The following is an 802-nucleotide window of genomic DNA, read 5'->3' on the forward strand; positions in this document are numbered from 1 at the left end:
CTTGCGGTTTACCATTGATGCGCTGGGTCGCATCACCGAGAATGTTTACTTTGAAGACACCGTCACGCATGCCATCGGACTGGTCCGCGAAACCATTCAATACGCCGACACCATCGATGGCCTGACCCGTTTTGATTATCACAGCGTTCAGACTTATGTGGCCGGCCTGACATCGCCGACCACACGAAACAACTATTTTGTCTACGACTCGCAACAACGTCTGCGCTACACCGTCAATGCAGATGGTGAAGTGGCACGATTTGATTATGATGACTTTGGCAATGTCATCCGTTCAACACGTTATGCGGCCAGTTTCAATGCAAACGGGCAACAACCCACCGTCTCTGAGATGGACCCATGGGCGGGCGATAACAGCGTCGGTTCTCGGACCACACGCAACTACTATAATTCCCGCAACGAACTCCGCTTCACCGTAGATGCGGAAGGCTATGTTGTTCAATTCGAGGCTGATCCGCTCGGACGACAGAGCAACACTTATCGGTATGAAAACCAGGTTTCCGCCACGAACAGCTGGACGATTGATGACGTCATTGCGGCCGATCTGGGCGCAAGTATCGAAACCCGTGTCAACTACGACGCGTTTGGCAATCTGAACCTGTCGCTGGACGGAACCAACTCCCGGACAGTGCTCGGCTTCACCAATTCCGGCTTTCATTATCTCGATATTCGCGGCGAGGATACCGACGATGAAATCCGGACACGGTATCACACGGATGGCGCCAATCGGATCACGAAGGAAACCCGGTATCTGGGCAATAGCAATGTGGATGCCTATACCGCT

The 802-nt window shown here is 52.9% G+C and carries 1 protein-coding gene; it reads left to right on the forward strand.

The features are described from left to right. On the forward strand, positions 1-802 hold an 802-nt coding region (locus tag RMQ97_RS15520; protein WP_413661808.1), incomplete at both ends, for a hypothetical protein.

It is taken from the genome of Maricaulis sp. D1M11 (assembly GCF_047308265.1).
Taxonomy (GTDB): Bacteria; Pseudomonadota; Alphaproteobacteria; order Caulobacterales; family Maricaulaceae; genus Maricaulis.